Origin of the sequence: Novimethylophilus kurashikiensis (genome assembly GCF_003112435.1) — a bacterium.
GTDB lineage: Bacteria > Pseudomonadota > Gammaproteobacteria > Burkholderiales > Methylophilaceae > Novimethylophilus > Novimethylophilus kurashikiensis.
In genome coordinates, this window is the sequence record NZ_BDOQ01000003.1 from 28,030 (window position 1) to 53,016 (window position 24,987).

17 protein-coding genes are annotated in these 24,987 nt (G+C 56.8%); 1 reads left to right on the top strand and 16 read right to left on the bottom strand.

The window, feature by feature from the left end; translation table 11 throughout:
* Positions 1–43: 43 nt before the first annotated feature.
* The 3 genes from NMK_RS03705 to NMK_RS03715 form a co-directional block, all read right to left on the bottom strand.
* Positions 44–1,465, bottom strand: coding sequence for a circularly permuted type 2 ATP-grasp protein (locus tag NMK_RS03705; protein WP_109014430.1), 1,422 nt, complete (start codon positions 1,463–1,465; stop codon positions 44–46).
* A gap of 145 nt (positions 1,466–1,610) precedes the next feature.
* Positions 1,611–3,290, bottom strand: coding sequence for an ABC1 kinase family protein (locus tag NMK_RS03710; RefSeq protein ID WP_109014431.1), 1,680 nt, complete (start codon positions 3,288–3,290; stop codon positions 1,611–1,613).
* A 33-nt stretch (positions 3,291–3,323) separates the two neighbouring features.
* Positions 3,324–3,983 carry a DUF6781 family protein gene (locus NMK_RS03715; RefSeq protein WP_109014432.1) on the bottom strand — a complete coding sequence of 220 codons (660 nt, stop codon included), beginning with the start codon at positions 3,981–3,983 and terminating at the stop codon, positions 3,324–3,326.
* Positions 3,984–4,098: 115 nt separating this feature from the next.
* On the opposite strand from NMK_RS03715, the gene NMK_RS03720 reads away from it, so the two are divergent.
* On the top strand, positions 4,099–4,623 hold the full coding sequence (locus NMK_RS03720) for a C40 family peptidase (protein WP_227871353.1): 525 nt from the start codon (positions 4,099–4,101) through the stop codon (positions 4,621–4,623).
* 17 nt (positions 4,624–4,640) lie between these two features.
* Here the strand turns inward: NMK_RS03720 and NMK_RS03725 are convergent, their stop codons facing one another.
* From NMK_RS03725 to NMK_RS03785, 13 genes are all read right to left on the bottom strand, one after another.
* The gene (locus tag NMK_RS03725; RefSeq protein WP_181376161.1) at positions 4,641–7,613 is read right to left on the bottom strand and encodes a bifunctional diguanylate cyclase/phosphodiesterase; all 2,973 of its coding nucleotides are present in this window, start codon (positions 7,611–7,613) and stop codon (positions 4,641–4,643) included.
* A gap of 118 nt (positions 7,614–7,731) precedes the next feature.
* The gene (locus NMK_RS03730) at positions 7,732–8,481 is read right to left on the bottom strand and encodes a GNAT family N-acetyltransferase (RefSeq protein ID WP_109014435.1); all 750 of its coding nucleotides are present in this window, start codon (positions 8,479–8,481) and stop codon (positions 7,732–7,734) included.
* A 212-nt stretch (positions 8,482–8,693) separates the two neighbouring features.
* Positions 8,694–10,250, bottom strand: coding sequence for a putative porin (locus NMK_RS03735; RefSeq protein ID WP_109014436.1), 1,557 nt, complete (start codon positions 10,248–10,250; stop codon positions 8,694–8,696).
* Between the two features lie 152 nt (positions 10,251–10,402).
* Positions 10,403–11,794, bottom strand: coding sequence for a sensor histidine kinase (locus NMK_RS03740; protein ID WP_109014437.1), 1,392 nt, complete (start codon positions 11,792–11,794; stop codon positions 10,403–10,405).
* Positions 11,781–12,452 carry a response regulator transcription factor gene (locus NMK_RS03745; RefSeq protein ID WP_109014438.1) on the bottom strand — a complete coding sequence of 224 codons (672 nt, stop codon included), beginning with the start codon at positions 12,450–12,452 and terminating at the stop codon, positions 11,781–11,783. The genes NMK_RS03740 and NMK_RS03745 overlap by 14 nt, the downstream gene beginning before the upstream one ends.
* Before the next feature lie 56 nt (positions 12,453–12,508).
* Positions 12,509–13,966 carry an efflux transporter outer membrane subunit gene (locus NMK_RS03750; RefSeq protein ID WP_109014439.1) on the bottom strand — a complete coding sequence of 486 codons (1,458 nt, stop codon included), beginning with the start codon at positions 13,964–13,966 and terminating at the stop codon, positions 12,509–12,511.
* Positions 13,963–15,162: an efflux RND transporter periplasmic adaptor subunit gene (locus tag NMK_RS03755; RefSeq protein WP_109014440.1), complete on the bottom strand. Its 1,200-nt coding sequence runs from the start codon at positions 15,160–15,162 to the stop codon at positions 13,963–13,965. The genes NMK_RS03750 and NMK_RS03755 overlap by 4 nt, the downstream gene beginning before the upstream one ends.
* Complete coding sequence (locus NMK_RS03760) at positions 15,149–18,361, bottom strand: efflux RND transporter permease subunit (RefSeq protein ID WP_109014441.1); 3,213 nt, start codon at positions 18,359–18,361, stop codon at positions 15,149–15,151. Before NMK_RS03760 ends, NMK_RS03755 begins: the two co-directional genes overlap by 14 nt.
* 456 nt (positions 18,362–18,817) lie before the next feature.
* Positions 18,818–19,024, bottom strand: coding sequence for a heavy-metal-associated domain-containing protein (locus tag NMK_RS03765; protein ID WP_109014442.1), 207 nt, complete (start codon positions 19,022–19,024; stop codon positions 18,818–18,820).
* 57 nt (positions 19,025–19,081) lie between these two features.
* A complete protein-coding gene (locus NMK_RS03770; protein ID WP_109014443.1) occupies positions 19,082–21,121 on the bottom strand; it encodes a putative bifunctional diguanylate cyclase/phosphodiesterase in 2,040 nt (679 codons plus the stop codon).
* Positions 21,118–22,842, bottom strand: coding sequence for a putative bifunctional diguanylate cyclase/phosphodiesterase (locus NMK_RS03775; RefSeq protein ID WP_109014444.1), 1,725 nt, complete (start codon positions 22,840–22,842; stop codon positions 21,118–21,120). Before NMK_RS03775 ends, NMK_RS03770 begins: the two co-directional genes overlap by 4 nt.
* Before the next feature lie 17 nt (positions 22,843–22,859).
* The gene (locus tag NMK_RS03780) at positions 22,860–23,312 is read right to left on the bottom strand and encodes a response regulator (RefSeq protein ID WP_109014445.1); all 453 of its coding nucleotides are present in this window, start codon (positions 23,310–23,312) and stop codon (positions 22,860–22,862) included.
* Entirely contained in the window at positions 23,302–24,918 is a 1,617-nt protein-coding gene (locus tag NMK_RS03785; protein ID WP_109014446.1) for a sensor histidine kinase, read from the bottom strand. Before NMK_RS03785 ends, NMK_RS03780 begins: the two co-directional genes overlap by 11 nt.
* Between the last annotated feature and the right edge of the window lie 69 nt (positions 24,919–24,987).

The following is a 24,987-nucleotide window of genomic DNA, read 5'->3' on the forward strand; positions in this document are numbered from 1 at the left end:
TCTAAGTACGTAGCAAGGATGCAGTAGTGATCGGAATCAGTTTTTAGCATTGGAGCACCCACGTATCTTTCGTCCCGCCCCCTTGGGACGAGTTGACCACCAGCGATCCTTCCCTAAGGGCAACCCGGCACAAGGCGCCAGGCACCAAGGTCACGGTCTTGCCAGACAGCACGAAGGGCCGCAGGTCTACGTGGCGCGGGGCAATGCCCTGCTCCACCAAGGTTGGACAGGTAGACAAGGCTAATGTCGGCTGGGCGATGTAGTTGGAGGGGTTGGCGAGGATCTGCTCGCGGAAATCGAGAATCTGCTGCTTGGAGGCCGTCGGCCCGACCAGCATTCCATAACCGCCGGAGCCTTGTACTTCCTTCACCACCAGTTCCGGCAGATGATCGAGCACATAGGCGAAATCGTCCTTTTCGCCGAGCTTGTAGGTCGGGACGTTGGAAAGGATAGGTTCCTCGCCGAGATAAAAGCGGATCATCTCGGGTACGTAGATATAGGTCGATTTATCGTCCGCCACGCCAGTGCCGATGGCGTTGGCCAAGGTTACGTTGCCGCTGCGGTAAACCGAGACCAGCCCCGGCACGCCCAGCATGGAATCGGGACGGAAGGCCAACGGGTCAAGAAAATCGTCGTCGATGCGGCGATAGATCACGTCCACCTGCTTCGGACCTTCCGTCGTACGCATGTAGACGTAGTTGTCGCGAACGAACAGGTCTTGCCCTTCCACCAACTCGATGCCCATTTGCTGCGCAAGGAAGGCGTGCTCGAAATAGGCGCTGTTGTAGGCGCCTGGCGTGAGCAGCACGACGGTAGGATTGCGCACGCCATCAGGAGCGACGGCACGGAGATTATTGAGCAACACCTGCGGATAGTGTTCGACAGGCGCTACGGAATACCGCCGGAACAGCTCCGGGAAAAGCCGCATCATCATCTTGCGGTCTTCCAGCATGTAAGAGACGCCGGACGGCGTGCGCAAATTGTCTTCCAGCACGTAGAAAGTATCTTCCGCCGTGCGCACGATATCGATGCCGGCGATATGCGCGTAAATGCCTCCGGGGACATCCACGCCCTGCATCTCGGGCCGATACTGGCTGTTGGCGAGGATGCTGGCGGGCACGATGCCGGCCTTGATGATTTCCTGCTTGTGGTAAAGATCGTGCAGGAACAGGTTGAGCGCCCGCACGCGCTGGATGGCGCCATCGGAAAGCCGTTGCCATTCGCCAGCGCTGAGAATGCGCGGAATGACGTCGAACGGAATCAGCCGCTCGGCGCCTGCATCTTCGCCGTACACGTTGAAAGTAATTCCGACCCGACGGAACAACAACTCCGCCTCCTTGGATTTTTGCGACAGTTGCGCTTGCGTCACACCGCGCAGCCACTGATCGCAAGCCTCATACAGCGGACGCACGTCGCCGCTGCCGGTTCGCATCTCGTCGAATGCCGTAGTCGTTGGATTAGCCATGACACAGCTTCAGCAAAGCTTGTGCCAGGATATTTAATTATTAAAAATCAATAACTTGGTGAAATGATAAAAATAATAACCGGGACGGCGCCCCAGAAAAGCGCCAATCCCATGCTTTATTTCAGGGCATCCGCCCCAATGGCGATCAATCCTCCCGGCTGGAGCGCCATATGGAAATCATGAGCCACAATCCGAACACCGAGGCGATGAAGAACCCCAGGAAGCCGAATGCCGGCAGTCCCAGCAAAGTGGGCCCGCCCTTGACGGTCATGACGATGGAGGAGCCGATGATGAGCGCCGAGGTCAGCAAGCCTAGCGTAAGACGATTGGTGCTGTGATCGATCTGATGCCCGAAGTGATCAAGCCGCTTGAGGTCGAATTCGATCTTCACCCGCCCCCGTCGCATTTCCTTCATCAGCTTGGCAAAGTCGCGCGGCACCGAGGTCAACATGCCGAGCGCACCCATGAGGCTGCGGCGGCCGCGTTTCAATAGCGTGCCGGGCATATAGCGGTCGTATATGACCTGTTTCACGAAGGGCGTGAGATGCCGCACGATCTGGAAATCCGGGTCGAGCTGACGCCCCAGGCCTTCCAGCGTGATCAGCGCCTTGAACAGCATGGCGAGGTCGGACGGCACTGAGAGATGGTTCTCGCGCATCACGGTGGTGAGGTCGTTGAGCAAGCGGCCGAAGCTGATCTGACGTAGCGAAGCGTCGTGATAGTTGAACAAAAACTCTTCCAGGTCACCTTCCAGCTTCGTTTCATCGACAGATGCATCACCGGCCCAATCGATGAGAATGTTGAGGAGGGTCTCGTAATCCTTGGACACCAGCGACGCCAGCAAGTCGGCGATCTGGTTACGGCGTTCCAGCGTCAGCCTCCCCACCATGCCGCAATCGATGACCGCCAGGCGATTGCCCGGCAGATAAAACACGTTGCCCGGATGCGGATCGGCATGAAAGAAACCGTCGATCAGCACCATCTTGAGCAGTGTATTGGCGCCAAGTGCGGCCAGTTTTTTGAGATCGAGACCGCTGGCGCGGGCTTCTTCGATCTCGTTGCCCGCAATACCGGGCAAATGCTCCATCACCAGCAGCTTTTCGGAGGTGTATTCCCAGAAAATCTTCGCGAAGACTACATCGGGGTTGGCCTCGAAATTGGCATGAAAATGATCGGTATTGCGGCCTTCGGCGGCAAGGTCGAGCTCCTTGCGTAGCGACTTGGAAAACTGACCGATGATCTTGCCCAAGTGCAGGCGGCGCACCTCCGGCATTTCCGACTCGATGAGTCGGCCGAGATGGGACAACAGCCGCAAATCGGCTTCGATCAAGGATTCGATATGCGGACGGCGAATCTTCAGGACAACCGGCGTGCCATCTTGTAACACAGCGGCATGCACCTGGGCGATGGATGCGCCGGCGATAGCTTCCTGATTGAGTTCGCGGAACACTTCAAAAGGCGAATGCCCCAGGGCCTGCTCGAGTTGGGGCAGGAGTTCCTCGAACGGCACAGGCGGAACTTTGTCCTGCAGCTTGGCGAATTCGGCGATCCAGCTCGGCGGAAAGATATCAGGGCGGGTAGCAAGCACCTGGCCGAGTTTGACGAAAGTAGGTCCTAACTCTTGTATCGCCATGCGCACCCGCACTTCTGGCGGCAAGTGCATGACTTCGAGCGCGGCCTGGGGGTGCAGCAGCTTGGATGCCCCCAGTAATTTGCTCAGGCCGAGGCGCTTGATGGCATCGCCCCAACCGTAACGGATAAAAATACCGGCAATTTCACGCAGGCGACCGAAGTCCCGCATGACCGAAACGGTTTCGCGAATCATTGTTCAGGAATTATCTTTTTTGATTGTTAACGCTTAGTGTTTAAGCTGCTCGGCTTTTTGCGCCAGGCGATCGGCGATTTCGCCGAGCTTGCGGCTCGACATGTGGGCGACACGTGCACCGACCATGCGAGCCGCTTGTTTGCCGGCAGTGGCAGCCCCTTGCACCGCTCCCCTGACCCGATTACCGAGATCATCAGCCACGGCACGCACCCGGGTGCCGGTATCGGTACCGATGCGACGTCCGTGCTCAGCCATGGAAAGCAATTCCTGCTTGACCAGCCCTTGCGCCCCTTCAGCGGCACGCGATAAGGTTTCCAGCAGCATTTCCTCAAGCATCTTGAGATCGTTGAGGCTTTGCTGCAAATCGCTGTTGCCGAACTCCCTGGCATCCGAAGCAGCCTCCTTGATCGCCAGTTGCATGGCTTCCGCGGCGTGCGTCAAGGCATCGTCCATGCCATGCAATGCATCTCCCAAGGCATTCTTGACTTCGCTGGCGCGTTGTTCGGCGCCCAGTTTCACGCCTTCTGTAATCGCGGCCAACACCTCGCGGATTTCGCGCTCGGCCAGTTCGCCCTGGGTGAGCGCCTGCACGGTCAGTTCGCGCAAAGTTTCGCGCACATTTCCACCGGCTTTGACCAAGCGCTCGGCAGCGGCCTTGATTTCATCCAATGTTAGCTTCTGCACATCGCTCATGATGATCTCCGATCTAAGGTTGATCCTGTTTTCGATTCTACACCCAAGCCAAAGTGGTTGCTTCGATAGGCAATTCGCTTATAAAATCCGAGCGATGCGTTTATATGCCCTTATTTTGACAGCCGTATTTGGCCTCGCCGCCAATATCGGCCATGCGGATGATGCTGCGCCTGAAAGCCTCGGCTTCTTCGGCCAAGCAACATCTGCCATGCAGCAGGCTGGCTCCACCATGCAGGAAGTCCTGCTGAGTGCGCTCGCCCTGAGCGGCACGCCTTACAAGTTCGGGGGGATTTCTCCTGAAACCGGCTTCGATTGCAGCGGGTTCGTCCGCTACGTGTTCAACCAGGCCGCCAATCTGACGCTGCCACACGGCGCACGCGCCATCAGCCAGTTGGGTAAATCCATTCCGGTCGATCAATTGCAGCCAGGTGACCTGGTGTTCTTCAATACGCTCAAAAAATCCTTCTCGCACGTCGGCATCTATCTTGGCGACGGCCGATTCATCCATGCGCCTTCGAGCGGCGGCGGGGTAGATATCGTGAACATGAACGACGCTTACTGGACCAAGCGTTTCAACGGCGCCCGCCGGCTGGACAAGCAAGTGGTTCAGCAACAGGGCAATATCGACGCTACCGAGTAGTTTCAGGTTTTCCGTTGCTAGATTTCTCCGCCCAGGGTGCTGAATGGGCCGGCCTCCAGTAATTCCGCAAATTTCTCCGCTGTCACCGGCTTGCTGTAGATAAAGCCCTGGACCTGTTCGCATTGCAGGCGGCGCAGGAACGTCAGCTGGTCCGGCGTCTCCACGCCCTCCGCAACCACGCTAAGCCCTAGGCTGTGCGCCAAGCCGACAATGGCCTGGGTGATTGCCACATCGTCCTGGTCGCCCGGCACGTCCTGCACAAAGGATCGGTCGATCTTGAGCGCATCCAGAGGGAAACGCTTGAGGTAGCCCAACGATGAATAACCCGTACCGAAGTCGTCGATCGCCGTTCGCATGCCCATGTCGCGGAAACCCTGGAGAATCAGCGTGGCACGATCTGGGTTATGCATGATCATGCTTTCGGTAATCTCGAGCTCCAGGTAGTCAGGCTGCATGCCGCTATAGGCGAGCGCCGAGGCGATCACATGGCGCAGATTGTCGTCACGGAACTGCCCCCCGGAAAGATTAACGCCCATGCGGATCAACGGTAGCCCGGCTTCCTGCCAGGCACGATTCTGGCGACACGCCTCGCGCAACACCCACTCGCCGATCGCCACGATCAAGCCGGTTTCCTCGGCCAGCGGAATGAACTGGTTGGGCGGAATCATGCCAAGTTCGGGATGCATCCAGCGCACCAGGGCTTCTGCACCGACGATAGCGTCGGTCTTCAAATCCACCTTAGGCTGGTAATGCAATATGAATTCGTCGCGCTCCAGCGCCTTGCGGAGGCTATTTTCCAATGCCAGCCGCTCGAAGCTATGGACGTTACTATCCGAAGCGTAGAACTGGAAATTGTTCTTGCCCTGCTCCTTGGCGCGATACATGGCGATATCGGCGTTCTTGAGCAAGGTGTTCATATCCTGGCCATCTTGCGGATATACGCTGATGCCGATGCTGGCGCTGATGAACACCTCTTGCCCCAACAACTCAAACGGCTGCGTCAGGGCCGCCATGATCTTGCGGGAAATATGACCAAGCACCTGCACGTCCTCGCCGAACTCCTCCAGCAGCACCACGAACTCATCCCCGCCCTGGCGAGCAATGGTATCGGAGTCGCGCAGGCATTTTTGCAAGCGGTCGGAGGCTTCGAGCAGAAGTTGATCGCCGGCATCGTGGCCCAAGGTGTCGTTGATGACCTTGAAGCGATCAAGATCGATGAACAGTACTGCGAGACGTGTCTTGTTACGCTGGGCGAGGCGTAAGGCGTGGTCAATACGTTCTTGCAAGAGGGTACGGTTAGGCAGCTTGGTGAGGGCATCGTGCGTGGCTAGAAATTGCAGACGCTGCTCCGACTCCTTGCGCAAGGTAATATCTGAAAACACGGCGATGTAGTTGGCGACACGCCCCGTTTCGTCTACCACTTCGCTCAGAGAAAGCCATTCCGGATATAACTCGCCGTTCTTGCGGCGGCTCCATATCTCACCTTGCCACAACCCGGATTGATGCACTTCGCGCCAAACGTCGGCATCGATCACCGTATTATCGGGTCCCGCCACGAACATTTCGCGCTTCTGGCCCACGACTTCGCTGCGCGTGTAGCCGGTGATTTCCTCAAATCCCCGATTGGCCTCCAGGATCCGTTGTTCAGGATCGATGATAAGGATGCCCTCAGCCGCATGGCTGAACACCTGATGCGCCAGTACTAGGTTGGCCTCGGCCTGTTTGCGGGCGGAGATATCCAGTACCACGATGGTCATGCGGGTTGCGCCGTGCTTCTGGCGCATCAGCGATACGGCGAGTTCGAGATGGATGGGATAACCTAGCTTGTGCAGGCCCAGCACTTCGTAACGGCGCTCTACCGGCTCACCGGCCAGCCTTCGCACGTGCTTCTCGCGGACACGTGGTCGCTCCTCCGGACTTAGGAGCTGATGAAAGCTGTCGAAGGCATACATCTCTTTCAAACTGTATCCGGTAATCAAGCTCATCGCCTGGTTGGCGTACATGACTCTCTCGTTCTCGACCACCAGCACGCCCTCACCCACGTCGGACTGGGCCTGAATCAGCGCGTTATAAAGCTGCAACTGATCGCGTAGCGTGGCCTCGGATTGCAAGCGTCCGGAATACACGCCGCTCAGCACCAGGTTGCTGCCCGCGATAATGGCAATGTAAAGCCAGTAATTGAAGATATTGCCTTTGGCGAAATCCAGCCCGAAAGGACCGATGTCGTTAATACCGGAGACCAGCGAGATTGCCGTGATGAAAAAAATGGCAACGGTGACCCCGGAAAGTCCGAAACTCAGCGCCGCCCACGCCACCAGCGGGAACAGCACGAACACATGCGGGTGAAACTCGAGGCCGAGGGGCGACCATTCGAAAAAGACCACGGCAGAAAGAACCGCCAACGCTGAGGTCAGGGCCACGACTTCGCCCTTGCGTATCCAGGACCAATCGATGGGATTAGATCGTATCGACAATAGCAACGGGGTAATCACCAGCACCGAGAGGGCGTCGCCCATCCACCACAGCATCAGTCCGCGCCAGAATTGCAGCCCATGGATGTCCCCAATGAACATCAGCGAAGCAGAGCCAACGAGGGCGGCGAACAGCGGCCCAAGCAGAACGCCGTAACCGAGCAATCCGATCACGTCCTTGATGCGATTAAGGGAGATATCGAATCCGCGGATACGCTTAATCAGCCAGGCAGCGAGCAAGGTCTCGACCAAGCTTGCCACAATTTGTCCAATAGCGAAGATACCCGAATGGGTACTGAGCATTGCGCTCAAGCAAGCACCCAGCGCTACGCCGGGCCATAACCGAAGACCGTATATGAGCAGGAATGCCAGGGAGATGCCGGATGGCGGCCAAATGAGCGTGACGTTCTTGCCGAAGGCCGCAAACTCCAGTCCGAAACGGGCTCCGGCCAAATACAGGCAGGCCAGCAACAGAATGCGAGGCACATCGACCCAACGGTAATAGCTAAGCAGCTTCAACCCTGTTCGGAACTCAACAATATATTGGAGGCTATTATCCAACATTTGCTTAACCGCTGTTACTGCCGCATAAAAAAAGCCCGCACGAAGCGGGCAAACCGAGAAGGTGATGCGGGGTTTATTTTAGGAAATGGTCAGCGTACCGACGATTCATGCGTGCCAGCGGCAACATGATTAAGAGATCGGCCGCATTGAAGTCAGGGTCCCAATGCGGCTCGCCGCAAATGTAAGCACCAAGGCGCAGATATCCTTTTAGTAAGGCTGGAGAGTCTGCAGGCATATCGTTTTGCAATGCTTCGATCGGCAGTCGGCAGCGCGGGAATACACGATATTCCACAGGGGCGAGATGCTTGTCTTTTAGCTGCTCGTACAAATTGGCCGCCATGTGACCGCCGTCGGCCATGCCAATGCTGGCGCAGCCGATCAGGTATTCGTAACCGTTCTTGACCATGAATTTTGCCAGCCCGGCCCACAACAAGCTGATAGTGGCCCCGCTACGGTAGTCCCGATGCACGCAAGCACGCCCCAGTTCCACCATGGAAGGCGAAAGATGCATCAGGCGCGTCAGGTCGAACTCGCCCGCTGAATAGTATCCGCCGGCCTCGCCCGCCATTTGCGGATCGAGAATGCGGTAGGTTCCTACCACCTTGCCTGATTCGACATCCCTCACCAGCAGATGCTCGCAAAACGCATCGAACCCGTCGCGGTCCAGCCCGTCATGTCCTGATAATTTAGCCCCCATTTCTTCCGCGAAAACCTTATAGCGCAGACGCTGCGCTTCCATCACTTCGGCTGGCGTGCGAGCAAAACTGTAATGCAGCGACGGCCGGGTCCGTTCGTGGGCGACGGTTTTAATTTGTTGCAGCATGTAGACTCTCCTTGAATCATTTTTATGCTGCGTAATGTAGAGGCTTAAAGTGACGTTTTGATTAAGGGGAAATGAAGCTTTTGCAACAACCGACTAGAAAGCAAAAGCCCCCGAAACCGGGGGCTTTGCAAGCATGCGTGATTTTTCTCCGCGCATGCCGGTTTGCGTCATCAAGTGGCTAGGTAACTTGATGTGAAGCTTCCGTAAGAGGATTAGAACCTCCAGGTTGCATCCATTTGCAACAAGTTGTAACGGCGATCAGCATTGATGATCGAGGTATCAACCGAACCGCCGGTACCCAATGCATCGTTAATGCGGGTACCGTGCGCACCGGATAGTGTCACAAAAGCGTTATCGGACAGCATGTAGCTAGCGCTTGCAGCTAAGCCTTGCATGTTGACCTGCGCGTTCATGACATCGGAATCGACCAAGTTTGGATCAAGCGAGTAGGCTTCTACGCGCTGATACCAGGCACGAGCGATCCAGTCATGCTTCTTCATGCCACTCGTACTACCAAGATAAGTGCCGACCTTTTCCCAAGCAGCCAGCGCCATCGGGGAACCGACTTGGATACCGACCAATACCGCATTGTCCTGGCTGCTCTTATCCAAGGTCGGGCTGCCACCGTTCGCAACTGTGATGGCGCCCGCAGCCTTAGCACGGTCATCCCCGTCGAAGTTGTGGGCGTAATCAGCCCAGATCTTCCAGGGATGACCGCCCATGTTCCAGTTGAATTCAGCCGGAACTTCCAGAATGGCGAGATTGTTCGTGCCGGTGTTGTTACATGTGCCGACAGGGAGCGATGCACCGTATTTACCGGAACTGCATTTAAGCTGAGCGCTGGTGGCACCGACCAAGTTGCCCAGACCAGGACTAAACGCGCCATTACCGCCGGAACCGGCGTAGCTATAGTAAACAGGAGCAATCTTGACGGAGGTTTCGTCATTGAACTTATAATGCGCACCGCCTTGGAAGGCAAACAGTTTAGAGGTGGCGACGTTGTTTTCCTTCACCACGGCCCCAGTAATGGGATCAGTGTAGGTTTGACGGTCATACTTAGTCCGCAATGAGAACTGACCTAAAGTCGCAAACAGATCGACATCGTTGAACTTGGTGTGCAGTTCTTCTGCCAACCCTTCAGGATTCAAATCGCCATCCCAAACCATGGAAGTCGTGTACAGCGGATTCTGCATCCGGCCAGCCTTCAAGGTTAGCCATTCAGTGGTATTCCAACCGATCATCACGCGGTCAACTTGTGCCCCCCCTTGCTTGCTCATTGGGGCAGAGCCTGCATCGGTGGTTACTGTGTTGTTGAAGTCGTTATTGGGCGAACGGGAATTCGTGCCGGAAGCAAAGCGGAATTCAGTGAAAAAGTCATTATCGGAATCCGACTTAAACCCCAGATGCCAGGCATAGCGCGCACGGCCCAGCTTTTCGAATGCGTTCTGTCCATTGGTACCATTAACTGCCTGGCCCTTCGCATCGCGCAGTTCATACCGAACACGCACATCACCCGTCGGGGTAATGCTATTGATGTAATCGCCCAATTTGATTTTGCCCTTGTTGAGCGCGGATTCCTTCACCTTTTCAACACGCTCGTTATCGCGAGCGTTGTTGAAGGTATCGTATTCAGCTTGAGACAACACGCCCTTGTCGCGTAGCGCCTGGAGCAGCGCATCGACAGAGTCGGCTTGTGCCAGACCGTTGATTCCGAAAAGAGCCATGCCGGTGATTGCCGCCACACTGGCACGAATTTTGGTTTGTTTCATTAAATTGCTCCCCAAATCCGAAAGTAGAAGATGAAAACTTAATTGGCCAATTGAGCTTTCACGCGGTTGCGGATTTTGGAGAGAAATTGTTACATCTGTATGACAGCCGTTTGAATGGCTAAAGAATTGTGGTGCGATGAATTAGTATTTCTTTATACGCCGTTCTCGCTTGCCAAGCGATTGCTGCATTCAATGATTGCCCGCGTGACACCGTTGGCCGATTGCAGGCTTAAGCGAAAACCGTGCAGGTTGACGATCGCGTTCACGATGCTCAAGCCCACACCGTAGCCTTCCGACTGATGGCGATTGAGCTCGCTACGGTAAAAAGGCAAGATCACCATTTTGAGTTCATCTTCGGGGATACCCTGTCCATTATTCTCGATTTCGATATGACAAACGCCTGATTTTTCGAACAGCCGCGCGGTAACATACCCGTTCTGCGAGGCAAACTTTACGGCGTTATCGACCAGGTTCATCACCGCCTCAAATAGCAGATCCCCGTCGCCCATGACCGTCAGCTCCACCTCGGGTAGATCGAACAGCAAGGCAACGTTTTTTTCTTCCGCCAGAGGGGTGTAGATATCTTTGATGTTTTCGAGCAGCGGCTGGATCGCTACCTGCTTGAACATGGCACGCCGCATGGAGCCCGAAATTTCCGCGATCCTGAGCAGTGCCCTAAACCGCGATAGCACGGTGTCGACTTCATCGATGGCTTCTTCCACCAACTGCTGCTGGTCCGGCGCATTCAAAAGACTCAGCAAACGGTTGAGCCTGGTGCGCAAATGCGTCAACGGCGTCCTCAAGTCGTGGGCCACACTATCGGCAGCCCCCTTGATGTCGTTCATACGCTGGGCGATTTCATCCAGCATCTTGTTCACGATCTTGGCGAGCAGATCGAGTTCGTCCTGATTACCGGTCATGGGAAGCCGCAGGTCGATATTGCCCTGAATAATGCTTTGACTGACGCCCTGGATTTTGCGCAGGCGCTGGATTGGCCGAATACTCGAGGCAATGCCGAGTGCCGTGCCGACTAGGATCACCAGCACTGCACCGCCGAGTGCGCGAATGATGATTTGCCGGATTTCATCGAGTTGAACCTGCTGTCGGCCGAGAAAGAGGATGTGTTGATCAGGCAGCCGCGCACCCACACCCCAAACGTCGGTCCTAAGCGTCAGCCAGCTATCGGAGGACCGAGGCCTGATGAGATGAGGCTCGCTATCGAGCGCAAAACCGCGCGGCAGCTTTTCGGCATTGCCGGTCAACCTCACGCCCGTGTCCGAAAACAACCCGTAAATCTCGATATGGCGACTATCGCGCTGGATATCGATATTGAACGAATCCGAGATTTTATCCGGCGGCGTCGCCAGATAATTGCGAAGCTCCGCCTTGAGGACGTAGGCGGTTTGCTGATCGATGAAATCCTGAGTATGAAAATAAATGACCGCCAACAGCGTGACCACGCCGATGGTAAACATCCCGCCGTACAACAATACCAACCGGAAGGTCGTCGTACGCCAGGTATCTGACAATCTAACCGAGGACATAGCCGGCTCCGCGCACGGTGCGAAGCAACGGAGGAAACTCCTCGGGGTCGATCTTCCTGCGCAACCCAGTCACATGAACATCTACGACATTAGTCCCCGGGTCGAATGAGTAGCCCCAGACCGCCTCGAAAATCATGGTTCTGGTCACCACCTGAGAGGAATTGCGCATTAGGTATTCTAGCAACCGGAACTCCGTTGGCGACAATCTGATTTTTTGCGTACCGCGATGGGCGATGCGGGCGATCAGGTCGAGTTCCAAATCCTGCACCTTGAGCTTGCTTTGGCTTGCAGCCGGCTTCCGCCGCCGCAACATGACCTCCAGGCGGGCAGCCATTTCATCGGGAACGAACGGCTTGGTGAGATAATCGTCGCCGCCGGCGCGCAACCCGCGGATGCGCTCATCGACATCGCTCAAGGCGCTGATCATGAGAATCGGGGTATCAATACCCGAGGCCCGCAGGAAAGTGACCACTTCCAGCCCATCGATATCGGGCAGCATGCGGTCGAGGGTAATTACATCGAACGGCTGAGAGCTAGCTTGCGCCAGCCCATCCCGGCCAGTTGCTGCCCAAGTGACCTCGAAGCCGTGCGTAGAAAGCTCCGCCATGATCTCCTTCGCGGTGATTTCGTCATCCTCTATGGTCAGAACTCGCGTCATTGCCCTCCCTTTACTCGACCCCCGGCTTTTTTCCTGAGCTGTGCTCGATATCGAACCTAACCGCGTTTATCTTCTGGGATGGACGCCGTGCTGGGCTCTGCCGCAACCGGTGCGGTCCATCCGCCTCCGATGGCTCGAATTAGGCCGATGCTGGCCTGCAACGAGCGCGTCCCGATATCGAGAGAGGTTCTTTTAGTGCGCAGAACCGCCTCTTCGGCATCGATCACTTCGAGATAGCTTACGACACCTTCCCGATAACGGTTCATCGCCAGTTCAAGACTTTTCTCAGCGGAGGCAACTGCGGCTTGCTCGGTGAATTGCTCATCGCGCAATTGCCGCAGTAGCACAAGGTTATCCTCGACCTCCTTGAAGGCATGCAGAACAGTGGCACGATATAGCGCAGCAGCCTCGTCCGTCCTGGCCTTCGCCCGTTCTACTTCCGCCTTGCGGCGGCCTGCATCGAACAGTGTCATCACTGCGGCAGGACCGATCGACCAGAAACTGTTGGGTAGCGACAACAAATTCAGCCCTCCCGTATTCTGAAAGCCTCCCTGCAGCCCTAGGATAATATTGGGGAAAAACGCGGCGCGCGCAATCCCTACCTCAGCATTGGTTTCGGCCACCCTCCGTTCGGCCGCTGCAATGTCAGGCCGACGTTGCAACAGCGTGGAGGGTAAGCCCAAGGGGATTTCAGGCTGGACAATGGGGGTGGTCGCACCGGCAACCGAAAACGCCGATGCCGGCTCCCCGACCAACACAGCAATCGCATGCTCGGCCATCGCCCTGCGGGCGACGATATCTGCCACCTTGGTTTGTGCTTCCTGCAGTTGCGTTTGGGCACGCGCCACCTGCTGCGCCGAGGCGATACCGCCTTGGAACCGGTTCTGGATCAGCGTGAGCTGACGGCGGTAAGCCTCAACCGTATCCTTGAGCAATTGCAATTCGGCGTCGAAGCCGCGCAACACCAGATATTCGCTCGCCAAATTGGCGTGCAAGGCCAGACGTACTGATTCCAAATCGGCCGCGCTGGCTTGCATAGCCGCTGTACCGGCAGTGACCAAGCTGTTCACACGGCCCCAAAGGTCGAGTTCGTAGCTGGCAGAAAAACCTATGCTATTGGCCCAGTAGTAATCCGGCTGATTATTACCGCGCAGTGGGCGGTCGTCCGATTGCCGGTTACGCGTAATCCCCGCCCCCCCTTGCACCGTTGGATACATCGCCGTATCGGTTTCCGCCTCCAGTGCTTTCGAAGCGGTATAGCGGGCGAAGGCGCCAGCCAAATCCTGGTTGGAAACATTGATCCGTTCCTCCAGCCCGTCGAGCACCGGATCGTTGAGCAACTTCCACCAATCGCCCCGCAGCATCTGATCGGAGGGTTTCGCTACCTGCCACGGCCCCATTTCCCTGTATTGGTCGGGCACGGTGACTTTCGGCGTTACATACGGCGGCGAGGTGGCGCATCCGGCCAAAGCCAGCAATTGCGCAACGGCCAGCGCAAAGCAGGTTTTCCTCATGACTTCGCCCCTGGCTGAGCCGACGCTGCTTGGACCGGGTCCGCACGTTGCACCATGCGGACCTGATCGCCCTCAGCTAGGGAATCCGAAGGCGAGTCGATCACTTGGTCCGTGCTTTGCAGGCCCGAAACCACTTCGACCGTCGTTCCCAAGTCCCGGCCGATAGTAATCGGCTTCAGCACCACCTTGCCGTCAGGATTCGCCGTGGCAACCTCCATGCCATTCTTGCGGAACAGCAAGGCGCTCGTGGGCAAGCGCAGCACGTTGGCCTTCGACGGCAGCGAGAAATGCACTTCGGCATAGGTGCCGGGCAAAATTTCGCCAGTCTTGTTATCCATCTGCAATTCGACAGTCAGCGTGCGGGAGTCCTGGTGCAGGGCATTCGACGTGCTGACCAGCTTGGCCTGGAAAGTCTGCGACGGATGTTCTGGAAAATGCAGTTCGGCGCTCAGACCCGGTTTGACCTGGGCCGAAAAATTCTGCGGCACCTCGACGTAAATGCGCAATTTGTCGATTTCCGCGACCCGGAACAACGCCTGGGCGCTCGCGCTGCTGCCGGCACTGACCAACATGCCAATATCGGTCTTGCGATCCGTCACCACGCCGTCGAACGGCGCGACAATGCGATTGAACGATTGCTGCGCACGCAGACTATCGAGGGTGGCGCGCAAGGCGTTCACTGTCGCCTGCTTAGCCTTGGCGTCCGCAGTTTTCTCGTCGGCTTCCTGGTGCGAGACAGAATCGGTGAGCAAGAGGTTTTGCCATCGTTTGGCCGTGCTGGCGGCCAGTTCATAGTTGGCCTCGGCCATCGACAAATCGGCTTCAGCGCGGTGAATTTGCTCGTCCAATTCAGGCGTTTCGATGGTGCCAAGCACCTGGCCGGTTTTAACGTGCGCTCCAATATCCGTATTCCAGTTCTTGAGATAGCCGCTGACCCTGGCGTAAATCGGCGCCTCGGTAAAGGCCGTGACATTGCCGGGCAAGACCAGGTCTTGCTGGCCCGGCCCCTGCTGTGGCGCGATCACCTCGACGGGAATCACATCCTGCTGCAGGGCGCGTTTTTCCAGATTCTCTTCGTGGGTGGTGCGGCTATGAACACCGGTGGCGACTACGGCAATGGCAATCCCCAACAAGGCGATACCCGCTATCCTCAAGTACCAAGAGGCAGTTGCGTGGGAAGTATCATGCGACATCATGTTCTCCAGATTGCGTCAATTGAGTGCCATGCTGCTGGCTGTGTGGAGTGAATTTCCTGTGTTTGCGGTAGACCAGGCTGAAAACAACCGGGACGAAAAACAGCGTGGCGACCGTGGCGCACATCAAGCCGCCGATCACAGCGCGGCCGAGCGGAGCGTTCTGCTCCCCGCCCTCACCCAGCCCCAGGGCCATCGGCGCCATGCCGATAATCATGGCAAGCGCGGTCATCAACACCGGGCGGAAGCGGATGTAACCGGCCTCGATTGCGGCGGTCATCCCGCTATCGCCTTCCCGCAGCCGTTCTCGTGCAAAACTGACGACCAGGATACTGTTCGCGGTCGCGACGCCCATACACATGATGGCGCCGATCAGGGCAGGCACCGAGAGCGTGGTGTGCGTGACGAACAGCATCCACACGATCCCCGCCAAGGCAGCCGGCAACGCGGTGATGATAACGAAAGGATCGAGCCAGGACTGGAAGTTGACTACGATCAGCAGATAAATCAGCACAATGGCACCCAACAGGCCGAATAGCAGGCCGGTGTAGGAAGCATTCATGGCTTCGGTCTGGCCGCGCAGGACGACGGTGGAGCCCTTAGGAATGTCCTTGGCGGTTTCCTTGAGGATTTCCTCGACGTCGTGCGAAACGCTGCCGAGGTCGCGGTCCTGGGTCGTGGCAAAAATATCCAGTGCCGGTTGCACGTCGTAGTGCGAGACTACACCGTCGCCTTGCGTCCGTGTCACCGTCGCCAACCCGCCCAGAATCTGCTGGCCCGATGTTTTACCGGCGGGTAGCGGTACGCTCTGCAAATCGCTGATCGACTCGACGCGATACTGCGGCGTCTGCACCACCACCGGATAAGACACGTGATTCTTGGGGTTCACCCAGAAGTTAGGCGCGGTTTGCTGGCTGCCTGACAAAGTCACGAGCAAGCTGGTCGCCACGTCGCGCTGGCTCAACCCCAACTCCTGTGCACGAGCACGGTCGACCGTGACATGCAACTCCGGCTGGTTGAACGCCTGCTGTAAACGTAGATCGGCGATGCCGGGTACGGCGCGAATCTTCCTCAGCAGCTCGGCGACATACACCCTATTTTCAGAACGGTTAAAGCCCACGACTTGTACATCCAGCGGTGCCGGAAGCCCGAAATTGAGGATCTGACTCACGATATCGGCCGGCAGGAAAGCGAAGCTGACGCCGGGAAACTGATTGTTCAATGTATCTCGGAGCTTATTGACGTAACCCGCCGTCGGATGGTGATCCTCGTTGAGGGTAATCAGAATATCGGCGTCTGCCGGTCCAATCGGCGAAGAGTTGCTATAAGTCAGGTTGATGCCGCTCACTGGCAAGCCGATGTTGTCCACGATGTTCTTGATTTCGGCTCCCGGAATCTGCTCGCGGACCTTTTTCTCGATGTCGTCGCAGAGCCGTGCCGTTTCTTCCAGCCGGGTCCCAGTCTGGGCACGGATGTGCAGCTTGATCTGGCCGGCATCCACCGCCGGAAAGAAGTTTCTACCCAGCCAGGGGACCAGTGCGAACGACAGCAGCACGGCCGTAAGAAAACCGACGATGAACACGGGACGCTTCGCCAAGGCCAGCAACAGCAGGGCTTTGTATTTCTCCCGCACAATGCTGAAATATTTTTCGAAGCCGCGCTGAAACAGCACCAGAGGATTCCGAGTTGGCGTGTGGCCGTCGTGATGCTCGTATTGGGCGTGCGGCTTGAGCAAATATTTGGCGAGGGTCGGCACCAGGGTCCGGGATAGGATGAACGAGGCGATCATGGAAAAGATCACAGCTTCTGCCAACGGCACGAAGAGGTACTTGGACACGCCTTCCAGGAAGAACATCGGAATGAACACAATGCAAATACACAGCAGGGACACCAGCGCCGGCACCACGATTTGCTGCGCGCCGTCCATGATCGACGCTTCCACGTGCTTGCCCATTTCGAGGTGCCAATTGATGTTTTCGATGGTCACCGTGGCATCGTCCACCAGAATGCCCACAGCCAGCGCCAAGCCGCCCAAGGTCATGATGTTGATGGTCTGACCGAGCGCCGACAGCGCCATGATGGCCGACAGAATGGCGAGCGGGATGGAGACGGTGATGATGAGTGTGGATCGCCAGCTACCCAGGAACAGCAGAATCATCAAGCCGGTGAGCGCGGCAGCGATCACGCCTTCGCGAATCACGCCGGCAACGGACGCTTTGACGAACTCCGACTGGTCGCCGACCAGCCCCACCACTAAGCCGGGCGGCGCCCCGGCCTCGATTTTTGGCAACAGCGATTTCACGTGCTCGATGATGTCCAGGGTCGAGGCCGATCCATTCTTCTGAATGGTAGTCAGCACCGAGTGCTTGCCGTCCACGCGCACCAGGTTCTGCTGGGGCGAGAAACCATCCCGCACATGGGCGACATCGCGCAGGAAAATCGTCGAGCCGTTGACAGTCTTGACCGGCAAATCGTTAAGTTCGTCCAGCTCGTGCGGACTAGCGTTCAGCAACACGTTGTATTCGAACTTTCCGATTTTTTCGGTACCCGAGGGCAAGATGAGGTTCTGAGTCGCCAGTGCGTTGGTCACGTCGGCGGGTGATAGCCCTTTTTCACGCAAGGCCTGCGGATCCAGATCGACCTGAACCTGACGGTTCTTGCCGCCGTAGGGCGAGGGAATCGCCGCGCCTTGCACTTGGGCGAGTTGCGGACGAATGAAGTTATTCGAGATATCGAACAACTGATTGTCGAGCAAGGTCTTGCTGGATAGCGCCAATTGCAAGATCGGGACACTGGACGCGTTGTAGGTGAGAACCAACGGCGGCGTAATACCAGGCGGCATGCGCTTGAGCACGGTCTGCGAAACGGCAGTCACCTGGCTCACTGCGCCGTTGATGTTGACTCCAGGATGGAAAAAAACCTTGACGATGGCCACGCCCGGCAACGATTGCGATTCGATGTGCTCGATGTCGTTGACGGTCGTGGTCATCTGACGCTCGTAATATGTCGTAATGCGGTCCGACATCTCGCTGGCCGGCAAGCCGTTGTAGGTCCACACCACGCTGACGACCGGAACCTTGATATCCGGGAAGATATCCGTCCGCATGTTCAAATAGACAATAGGTCCGATGAGCAGGATCAATATTGCCATCACCATGAAGGTGTAAGGCCGGCTTAACGCGACTCTAACAATCCATAACATCCAGATTTTCCCCTGCAAAAACCCTATCGTTATCGCTCACCGATTCACTACTGAATGAGCGCCTATTGCACGGTCGGCGATGGCCGACCACCCGGACGCAGGAAGAATACGATGAACAAACTCACCTCATGCGACGGGGACTTAAGCGAGCGCAATTATGTCGAAAGCCGGCGCACAACATCATTAAATTATCTTTACATAGAGCACCCGCTTGGAGTGAAAAGGGGAAAATCAGAAAAAATTGTGAACGGACTATATCGACGAAGACATCTGAGTAGATGCTTGCCGAGCTAATCTAGTGTTGTTAAGGAAGTGCTGTAAATGGAGGCTGAACGAAGCTCATGTGAAGTTACAAACTTGATCCTCTATTGACTTTACATCGTATGCGCCTATTTATGTCAGAAGCCATTTCATTCCATCAGGGGCGGCCGGAAGAATCTTAAAGTTGAGAGCCCGTTACTTTGAAGGATAGCCGGCTTCGGCCAATGCAGAGATTAGAGCAGGTGGTTGCACCTTTGAAGGATCATAGGTAATTTCGGCACTTGCCGACCCAAGCTCGACATCGGCCCATGCTACGCCCTCAATTTGTGACAGCACTTTCTGGACGGTAGCGACACATCCTCCGCACGCCATGCCGTCAATATCTAGCGTTACTTTATCCATCAAATATCCTTCAAAGATTGATTTCAGTACAAAAGGCACTCGTCGATTTCAGGAGCCTTAAAACCGCCCGCGCAGCAGATGTTCCAACTCTTCCGGCGGCACGGCCTTGCTGAAGAGGTAACCCTGCAGGTAATCGCAGCGCCGTTCCTTGAGGAAATTCGCCTGGGCTTCGTTTTCTACACCTTCGGCAACGCTGGTAAGGCGCATGCCTTGAGCGAGTCCCAACACGGCGCTAGCAATAGCGCTGTCGTCATCGCTGTGAGGCAAGTTGAGCACGAACGATTGGCAAATCTTGACACTGTCGACCGGAAAATCCTTGAGATACCCCAGGGACGATGCGCCGCTACCGAAGTCGTCCAACGCGATGGTGACGCCTAGCGCCTTGAGCTCGTGCAACTGCCGGATATTCTCTTCGACCCGATCCATCAGAATAGTTTCCGTGATTTCGAGTTCCAGCAAATGCGGCGGGAGTTGATGTTCCTGCAGGGCTTTCGCCACCGTCTGAACCAGATTGGCTTGCTTGAACTGACGGCCTGAAAGGTTAACTGCCACTCGCGTCGGCATATCCGCATCTAGCCACTGCTTGGCTTGCTTGCAGGCTGTACGAATCACCCATTCCCCAACGGGCACGATGAGGCCGGTTTCTTCGAGCAAGGGGATGAACTCGTCCGGCGGCACCAGCCCGCGTTCCGGGCTCAGCCAGCGCAACAGCGCTTCCACAGCCGTGACGCGGCCGCCCTCGACCGCGACTTGCGGCTGGTAATACAGCTTGAATTCGTCGCGCTCCAGCGCGTAGCGCATATTGGTTTCCATCACCAGATGCTCGTAGGCGACCGCATCCAGTTCCGGCACATAGATTTGATAGCCATTACGGCCCAGGCTCTTGGCGTGATACATCGCCACGTCGGCTTCTTCGAGGATGTTGGACTTGTGCTCCTGGCCCGGCCAATAAAAGGAGATGCCGATACTGGTCGAAATAAACACTTCGTGCTGATCGAGCTGGAACGGCGGCACCAGCGCCTCAATCAGTTTTTCCGCGACCAGGATGGCATCCTGATCGTGGTTGATAAAGGTCAGCACCAACGCAAACTCATCGCCGCCCAGCCGCGCTACTGTGTCGGTTTCTCGCACGCATTCCCGTACGCGCTCAGCGACCAGGCACAACAAGCGGTCGCCGTAGGCATGGCCTAGCGTATCGTTGATATTCTTGAAGCGGTCGAGGTCGAGATACATCACCGCCACCCCATGCACGCCTCGTGTCGTCTGGGCAATAGCTTGCTGCAACCGGTCCTGGAACAGCATACGGTTTGGCAGGTGCGTCAGCGGATCGTGGTAGGCCAGGTATTGCAGACGATCCTGAGACTCCTTGAGGTCGCTGATATCGGTAAAAACGATGAGCCAGTGCGTCACCTGGCCGTGCGCATCCAATACCGCATTGGCGCCCAGCCAGGCCGGGAATAATTGCCCGCTCTTGCGACGCAGGCACGCCTCGCCTTGCCACTTGCCGTTGTTCTCGAGCGACGCACGCACCACTTGCATCACTTCGTCATGGTCGCCGCCTTCCCACAATAATCCCAGCGACTTCCCAACGATGTCGCCCTCGGCATGGCCTGTGATTTTGCAAAAAGCATCGTTGGCAGCCGCAATCCGGCCGCCTACCTCTACGATCAGGATGCCTTCCATGGTGCTTTCAAACACCCGTGCCGCAAGGCGCAGCTGAGATTCGGCACGTTTGCGCTCGATGGCGTAGCGCATGGCGCGCTGCAAGACGCGTGCGTCGACGGTGCCCTTGACCAGGAAATCCTGGGCACCGGCCTGGGCCAATTCCGCCGCCAAGGCTTCGTCGTCAAGGCCGGTCATGACGATGATGGGTGTGGAAAATGCAACGGAATGCAGTTGCCAGAAAGTCTGATGGCCGCTCGCGTCAGGGAGGGACAGGTCCAGCAGAATCACATCGAAGCGCCCTTCCCGCACCAACGGAAAAGCTTCGCTGAGCGAAGCGGCATGGGTGAGGCTGTAGTCGGGCAGCGCCTCCTGCAGCATCAGGTCGAGCAGACGGGCATCGCCCGGATTATCTTCGACAAGCAGAACGTTCATTGTGCCTCGATTGCGGCGGGCTCTAGATATGCCCGCTCTAATAGTTGTGTAGCGGCCGCGGCCGGCAGGGGTTGGCAGTAGAGGAAGCCTTGTGCGTCATCGTAGGCCAGACTGCGCAATGTATCCAGCTGTGCCGCCGTTTCTACGCCACTGGCCGAGCCTTTCATGCGGAATACATGGGCGATTTCGATGACGGCGCGCGCCATGTCGGCGCCTTCTGTCGTCGAGGTCGCATCCTGGGTCAGGCGACGATCAAGCTTAATGGCGTGGAATGGGAACTTGCGCAGATAGTAAAAAGAAGCCCGCCCGTTGCCGAAGTTGTCCAGTGCAAGACGCACGCCCATCATGTTGAGCCGCGACACTTGTTCGTACGCCTGGTCTTCGTCCTCCCACAAGGCATGCTCGGGGATATCCAGTTCGAGCAAATGCGGGGCAAAGCCGGTTTCGCTCAAGATTTCCTTCACCATATCGGCAAAATCGGGCTGCAATAGTTGGCGAGGGGCAAGGTTGACCGAAATCGCCACGGGTGTCCTTGCAATATCCTGCCAAAGCTTGCCTTGGACGCAAGCCGTTCTTAGAACCCATTCGCCGACTTTCAACATCAATTCGGTATTTTCCAGGACCGGCATAAACTGGTGCGGCAGCAGCAATCCGCGCTGCGGATGCTGCCAGCGCAACAGCGACTCCATGCCGGTGATATATCCGCCGCGTACGTTCACCTGCGGCTGATAGTTGATGGCGAATTCGCCATTGGCCAGCGCGAACACCAGTTCATCGTAGAGGCTGGGACCATCATTCTGTTCCGGCGGTTTTTCCTGTGAATAGAAGCGATAAGTACTACTGGAACTCGACTCCGCCTTGGTTTGATACATGGCCTCGTCGGCATGCCGGATCAGGCTTTCAAGATTGTCTGCATCTGTCGGATACAAGCTGATACCGATACTGGCGTAGATATTGAGCGCCTGGCCTTCAATGAGGAAAGGCCGCTCCATGGCCTCGAGTATCTTGGCGGTGGCAATCGCGACGTCTTCGTGATTGCGGATACCGGTCAGGATCACAGTGAACTCGTCTCCTCCGATGCGGGCAGCGCAATCGGTCTCGCGGATACACTCCCTCAGACGTTGCGCGACTTGTTGCAGCAGTTGGTCGCCCACATGATGGCCCAAGGTGTCGTTAATCGCCTTGAACCCATTGAGATCCATGAGCAGCAGCGCCAAGAGATTGTGCTGGCGGCGCACCAGCGCCATGGCGCTCTTGAGCCTATCGTAGAAATGCTTGCGATTGGCCAGCCCGGTCAAGCTATCGTGGTGGGCAATATAGTTGAGGCGTTCTTCCATGCGCTTGCGCTCGATCGCGTAGCTCAGCGAACGCATCAATTGATGGCCATTGACGTGGCCCTTGACGAGGAAATCTTGCGCACCGTGCTGTACCGACTGTACCGCAAGCCGCTCATCGGCAATATTGCTTAGCACGACGATAGGTACGCCCATGGCCACGGCACTGATCGCATGCAAGGTTTCGAGCCCGGTACCGTCGGGCAATTGCAGGTCCAACAGGATGGCGGTGATATCCTGGCTTTCGAGCAGCGCGATGGCTTCTTCCAGACGGTCAGCAAAGACCAGGTTATAGCGTTCGCCATCCTCGTCCAGGAGCTCCTTGACCAGCCGCACGTCTCCCGGGTTGTCTTCAACCAGCAGAATATTGATAGGCTTGAGATCCATGGAACCCTCCGTCCCGCTTAGTCGCTCACGCTGGAAGGCAGCTTGACGATGGTCAGCCAGAAGCTCTCGATGGATTGGATCACCTTGATGAACTGATCCAGGTCTACCGGTTTGGTGACATAGCAGTTGGCGTGCAAGTCGTAGGTACGCAGGATGTCCTGCTCTGCTTCTGAAGACGTAATGATGACCACCGGGATACGCTTCAACACCGGGTCGGTCTTGATCTCGGCCAGCACTTCGCGGCCGTCTTTCTTCGGCAGGTTGAGGTCGAGGAGCACGACATCCGGCGTGGGCGCATCGGCATACTTGCCTTCCCGGCGCAGGAAGGCCATCGCCTCCACTCCATCCGGCACCACGTTGAGATTGTTGCGGATCTTGCTCTCGCGCAACGCCTCCTTGGTCAGCCGCACGTCGCCGGGGTTATCTTCCGCCAGCAAAAATTCAACCTGTCTACCCAATTCAATCTCCATGATGTTTCTTACCCCCGTCTAACGGCAAGGTGAAGTAAAAAGTCGTGCCCTTGCCCGGTTCCGACTCGATCCAGATTCGACCGCTATGGCGTTCCACGATCTTCTTGCAGACCGCGAGCCCGATGCCGGTGCCCGGGTATTCGTGCTTGCCGTGCAAGCGCTGGAAAATAACGAAAATCCGCTCGTAAAACTCCGGCGCGATACCAATGCCGTTATCGCGTACGGAAAACTGCCACTCGTGCTCTTTTTTCTCGACTCCGATATGGATCGTTGGAGACATTTCGCCACGGAATTTGAGGGCATTGCCAATCAGGTTCTGGAACAACTGTGTCAGTTGCGACACGTCTGCCGTCAGCATGGGCATGGGATCGTGCGTGACGACCGCACCCGACTCCTCGACGGCCAACCGCAAGTTGGCCAAGGCCCGGTCCAGCGCCACCTTGGACTCACACAGTTCGATCGGCTTGCCATGGGTGCCGACACGCGACAACGTCAGCAGGTCGATGATGAGCGCCTGCATGCGGGTGGCGCCGTCTACGGCATAATGAATGAACTCGTTGGCGTCGGCGTCCAGCTTGTCCTTGTAGCGGCGTGCAAGTAGCTGGGTATAGCTCGCCACCATGCGCAGCGGCTCCTGCAAATCGTGGGAAGCGACGTAGGCGAACTGCTCCAGCTCGCGGTTGGAATGGGCTAGTTCCTCGGTGCGTTTCGCCAGCTCCTGCTGCGTTTGCTTAAAGGCGGTGATATTGGAAAACTCGAGAATGAAGTGGGTGACGACGCCCTGCTCGTCCTTCACAGAGCTCACGTTGATCCAGGCCGGGAAATCCTCAGCCGATCGATGCTTGAGCCAGGCCTCACCTTGCCATTGGCCGCCTTCGGCCACGGTGTGCCGAATCAGCGTCAGCGCTTCTGCATGCGGATCGGCGAACAAAGTTTCCCACGGGCGCGCAGCCAATTCCGCAGGGGCAAAACCGGTCACATCTTGCACCGTGCGATTGGCATGGAGAACCTTGCCCTTGATATCGGCGATCAGTACCGATTCGATGTTGCTTTCAAACGCCTGCGACAACAGGCGCAGCAGCTCATGTTCGTTCTGGAAATAAGCGTCCAGGGAAATCTGGGTGTCGAGCAGAATGCGCTTGATGAGCGCGGACACGGTGCCGACCAGTTTTTCCTGATCGTTGCCGCAATATTCGATGACCTCCGGCAGCATGCCGAGCACCAGCTTGCCATAGGCACCAAGATGCCATTTCGGCTTGATGCCGGCTGCTTGATGAGCCATGCCGAGCCGCATCCGGGCCTGGGCATAGTCGACACCGTATTCACCGGCTTGGAGCTGTTGGAAATAAGCCTGCTGCCGTCGTTTTAGACGATCAAGCTGGGCATTGTCTTGAAGGACGCGCTGGCATTCAGGATCGGCTTGGAGGAGCGTGCAGAAATCGTCGAAGAACGCGTCGGCATCATACCGAATCTGACGCTGGAGTGCGTTAAGCAGGGCGATATCGCGAGGCGTGAACTCGAGGAATTCCTTACGGCGACGCACATCCTCCTCGTCGAGCCCCATGGACTCGGCGAGTGCGCGGTCATCGATACCGGCATTCACCATGCTTTCGTTCCCCCCGGAACCAGTTGATCTTTTCGTTTAGCTTATTCTTGCGGGCCGGGTAGGCAGGAA